This is a genomic window from Streptomyces sp. S3(2020) (assembly GCF_013044505.1).
In the GTDB taxonomy this organism is placed as follows: domain Bacteria; phylum Actinomycetota; class Actinomycetes; order Streptomycetales; family Streptomycetaceae; genus Streptomyces.
The window spans coordinates 1-4,249 of the sequence record NZ_JABERD010000401.1 but is presented as its reverse complement, the minus strand read 5'-3'; the positions used below and the strand labels follow the sequence as shown (position 1 = coordinate 4,249).

The 4,249-nt window shown below is 75.0% G+C and carries 2 protein-coding genes; one reads left to right on the top strand and one right to left on the bottom strand.

All coding sequences use genetic code 11. The features are described from left to right. Nucleotides 1–355: 355 nt before the first annotated feature. Nucleotides 356–2,047, top strand: coding sequence for a bifunctional 3'-5' exonuclease/DNA polymerase (locus tag HLK59_RS48565; RefSeq protein WP_171148091.1), 1,692 nt, complete (start codon nucleotides 356–358; stop codon nucleotides 2,045–2,047). A gap of 27 nt (nucleotides 2,048–2,074) precedes the next feature. Here the strand turns inward: HLK59_RS48565 and HLK59_RS48560 are convergent. Next, a partial coding sequence (locus HLK59_RS48560; RefSeq protein WP_171148090.1) for a tetratricopeptide repeat protein occupies nucleotides 2,075–4,249 on the bottom strand: 2,175 nt, incomplete at its 5' end.

The following is a 4,249-nucleotide window of genomic DNA, read 5'->3' as shown; positions in this document are numbered from 1 at the left end:
CCCCCCGCGCCGCACCGCCCGGCGGGGAGCCCGTCGGCCCCAGGGGGGGCGAGCTCCCCGCCCCCGTCCTCGCCCCGCCGCAGGGCCGAGCGACCCGTCACCGGGGCGCGCCGCGCAGGAGCGGCTGACCACGCCCCGCCGCTATCCGCCAGGCGGGGGTGATCGCCGCACCGGTGCCCCGGCCTGACGGCAGATCCGCAGGTCGCACGGGCCGCCGCCCGCCCCACCCCCCCACCCCCCCCCGGCCCCGGCCACCTGCGGATCTGCCGTCCGGGCGTGGCACCGATCCGCCGATCACCCCCGCCTGGCGGCGAGCGGCGGGGCGTTGTCAGACCCTCCTGCGAGACTCGCCACCATGACCGATCGCTGGGCTCTCGCCACGGCCGAGGACGGTGGCGTGGAGATCGCCCCCCTCGGGGCCGACGGGCTGCCCGCCGGGGCGGTGCGGTGGGAGGCGGATCTCGCGGAGGCCGTGCGGGGGCGGCCCGAGGTGGCGCGGTGGGTGTGGCGGTCCACGGCCGAGGTGTATCCGCGACTGCTCGCCGCGGGGGTGCGGGTCGAGCGGTGCTACGACATCGAGGACGCCGAGACCCTGCTGCTGGGCCACGCGGGGAGGTACGGGGAGCCACGCTCGGCCGCCGCCGCCCTGGCCCGACTCCGCGGTGGCCCCGTACCTCCCGACCCACCGCTGCGGTCGGCCGAACCCGGCTCGCAGTCCTCCCTCTTCGAGCCGCAGGCCGTCCATCTGCCGCTCGCCGACCTCCTGGAGGTGTACACCGACCAGCAGCGCCGCCAGGACACCACCGCCCATCCCGACCGGATGCGGCTGCTGATCACCGCCGAGTCGGCCGGGATGCTGGTGGCCGCCGAGATGAACCGCGCGGGGCTGCCCTGGAGCGCCGACGTCCATCGGCAGGTGCTGCACGAGATGCTCGGCGAGCGGTACGCAGGCGGCGGCGAGCCCCGGCGCCTGGCCGAACTCGCCGACGAGGTGTCCGCGGCCTTCGGACGCCGGGTCCGGCCCGACCTGCCCGCCGATGTCGTCAAGGCGTTCGCCCAGGCCGGCATCAAGGTGACCTCCACCCGCCGCTGGGAGATCGAGTCCATCGACCACCCGGCCGTGAAGCCCCTGATCGAGTACAAGAAGCTGTACCGGATCTGGGTCGCCCACGGCTGGTCCTGGCTTCAGGACTGGGTGCGCGAGGGCCGGTTCCGGCCGGAGTTCCTGTGCCACGGCACGGTCACCGGCCGCTGGGTCACCAACGGCGGGGGCGCGCTGCAGATCCCCAAGGTCATCCGGCGTGCCGTCGTCGCCGACCCGGGCTGGCGGCTCGTCGTCGCCGACGCCGACCAGATGGAGCCGCGGGTGCTGGCGGCCATCTCCCGTGACCCCGGGCTGATGGAGGTCGCGGGCCGGGAGACCGACCTCTACCAGTCCGTCTCCGACCGCGCCTTCTCCGGCGACCGCGCCCAGGCCAAGCTCGCCGTGCTCGGCGCGGTCTACGGCCAGACCTCCGGCGACGGACTGAAGAACCTCGCCGCGCTCAGACGCCGCTTCCCCAAGGCGGTGGCGTACGTCGACGACGCGGCCCGCGCGGGCGAGGAGGGCCGGCTCGTGCGGACCTGGCTCGGACGGACCTGCCCACCGGCGGCGGGCGCGGGCGAGGACGCCTCAGAAGAGGCGGGCATCCCGCAGGAGGACGCGCGCGAGACCCCCTCCGACGACGGCTGGGTGCCGGGTTACGCCTCCCGCAACGCCCGCGCCCGTGGCCGCTTCGCCCGTAACTTCGTCGTCCAGGGCAGCGCCGCCGACTGGACCCTGCTGCTGCTCGCCGCGCTGCGGCAGACCTGTGCGGACATGGCGGCCGAGCTGGTCTTCTTCCAGCACGACGAGGTGATCGTGCACTGTCCCGAGGAGGAGACGGAGAGGGTCGTGGCGGCGATCCGGGAGGCGGCGGAGCTGGCGGCGCGGCTGACGTTCGGGCAGACGCCGGTGCGGTTCCCGTTCTCGACGTCGGTGGTGGAGTGCTATGCCGACGCCAAGTGATCGGTGTCCTGTGCGGACCCCGGGTGATCAGCCTGCCGTGGCGTCGCCGAGCAGGGCGTGCAGCTCGTCCACGACCGCCTTCTTGTCCGTCCCGTCCAGCGCGGCGAGGGCCGTACGCCACTGCGCGCACGCCTCCTCGGCGCGCCCCAGCTCCCGCAGCACCAGCCCGTACTGGTGGCGGGCGAGACCGCCCACGTACCCGTCGGCGCGGGCGTCCGCACGGCTCAGCAGCTCGGCGCACTCGCTCTCGGCCCGTTCCATGAGGCCCAGCAGCCGCAGCGCGCGCACCAGACCGAGCCGGGACTGGGACTCACCGTGCCAGTCGCCGTGACGGCCGAGGATGCGCCGGCTCTCCTCGAAGTGCGGTACGGCGGCGGCCGGTTCACCCAGGGTGAGATGGGCGTAGCCGATGTTGCAGTGCGCGGAGTGCTGCACGATGACGTTGCCGATCTCGACGCCGATGGCGAGCGAGCGCCGGTGCTGCTCGATGGCGGCCCGCGGGTCGGTGTGCTCGTACAGATTGCCGAGGTGGCCGTAGGTCACGGCCTCGCCCCACGGGTCGTCCAGCTGTCGTGACAGCTCCAGGCTCTGCCGCAGCGCCGCACCGGACTCCTCGTACCGGCCGAGGTTCTCCAGCAGCAGGCCCCGGTTCCCGAGGCAGCGCCGGATCCTGGAGAGCACGCCGAGTCGCCGCCAGCGTGCGAGGGAGTCGTCGGTGAGGGCGAGGGACTCGCCGTGGCGGCCGGTCAGGAAGTACAGCCCGGCGAGGTCGATCAGCGCGTACGCCTCGGCGACCTCGTCCCCGAACCTCCGGGCCAGGCGGAGCGCGGCCTGTCCGAGCACCTCCATCTCGGAGACACGGCCACCGCGTTGGAGGTAGGGGAAGAAGAGCCGCAGCAGGGTGGCGACATGGGCGGCGGTGCGTTCGTCGGGGGCGTCCGCGTACCGCTCGACCAGGGCGACGATGTTCTCCAGCTCCGAACCGGCCCAGGCGAAGGCCTCCTCGGAGGAGGCGAACGCCGGCACGGACAGCACATGCGCCGTGTGCTCGGGCGGCTGCGCGGCGGTGGGGCGGCGGCGGTCGTCCTGGTCGAGGCCGGGTTCGACGATCGCGGTGAGGGTGCGCTCGGCTACGCCGGTGTACCAGCGCACGGCGGTGCGGGCGATGTCGGGGGCGTTGCGGGTGTCCGCCAGTTCGCGGGCGAAGTCACGGACCAGGTCGTGGGGGGTGTAGCGGCCGTACGCCGTCTCGTCCAGGAGCGCCACGTCGACGAGCCGGTCGAGGGCGGCCTCGGCACGGCCGGTCTCGGTGCCGAGCAGCCGGGCGATGAGGGGCGCGCCGTACGTGGGCAGGTCGAGGGCGCCGAGCCGGCGCAGCGCGAGGGCGGCGTCGCGGTCGGTGCGGCGGCCGGAGGCGGCGAGCGCGTCGTGGGCGACGGCCAGGGAGCGGCGTACGGACAGGTCGTCGTACTCCAGGTGCCGCAACCTGTCCTCCGTGGCGGCCAGTTGGTCGGCCAGCACATCGGGGGTGAGGGCGCGGCGCGCGGCCAGGCGGGCGGCGACGATACGCAGGGCGAGCGGGAGGCGGCCGGTGAGTTCGACGAGGGGGTGACCGGCGTCGATGCGGTCGCCGTCCTCGCCGCTGCCGGTGCCGTCGTGGCCCTCTCGGCTGTCGTGGCCCTCTCGGCCGGACACCGTCCGCAGCAGCGCCGCGCTGTCCTCCGCCGACAGCGGGGCGAGCGGGAAACGGCGGGCGCCGTCGAGGGCGGTCAGCGGGGAGCGGCTGGTGACGATCACCGCGCAGCCGGTGCCGGCCGGCAGCAGCTGCCGTACCTGCGCGGCGGTCGCGGCGTCGTCCAGCACCATGAGCGTGCGCGTCGGCGCGAGCATCGAGCGCAGCAACGCGGCGGCCGCGTCCGGGTGTTCGGGGACGGCCCGGGGGTCGGCGCCCACGTCCCGCAGGAGTGCGGTGAGCGCCTGGGACGGCGTGAGGGGGGTCATGCCGGGGGTGGCACCGTGCAGGTTGACGTACAGCTGGCCGTCGGGGAAGCGGTCGCGCAGGCCATGGGCGATGTGCAGGGCGAGGGCGCTCTTGCCGACTCCGGCCATGCCGCTGATGACGGCGAGGGCGGCGGGGGCGGGGCAGTCGGACAGGGTTCGGCGTACCGCGTCGAGGACGGTGGCGCGGCCGATGAAGTGGGG